This is a genomic window from Methylobacterium nigriterrae, assembly GCF_037106235.1.
Lineage (GTDB): Bacteria > Pseudomonadota > Alphaproteobacteria > Rhizobiales > Beijerinckiaceae > Methylobacterium > Methylobacterium nigriterrae.
The window spans coordinates 1-260 of record NZ_JBAWTG010000986.1; the positions used below are offsets into that span (position 1 = coordinate 1).

General features: G+C 63.5%; 1 protein-coding gene. It reads right to left on the reverse strand.

Going from position 1 to position 260, the window contains the following annotated elements; translation table 11 throughout:
• Positions 1-244, reverse strand: a 244-nt coding sequence (locus WDW90_RS39965; RefSeq protein WP_336493100.1) for a hypothetical protein, incomplete at its 3' end; no start/stop codon positions are given.
• Positions 245-260 lie beyond the last annotated feature (16 nt).

Sequence of the window (260 nt, forward strand, 5' to 3'; positions counted from 1 at the left end):
GGGCGATATTGGCAGTCGCCGCGGGCCCGGTATCCTTGGTTGCCTGACTGACCTGCTGCGCCGCCCTTTGCTGGTCCTCGCCCAGATAGACCATCAGGCGCGCGATCATGGCCGCGTTCAGGCCCGGGTCTTCTTTGCCGAACACCCATTTGAATGCCGTACCATCGGTCGTGGGCGTCTCTTCCATGTGCTGATGGCTGATGTAGACCTCGGTCTTGCCCGCGCCATCGCGCTCCAGGCGCATGGTGAAGCGATCACGC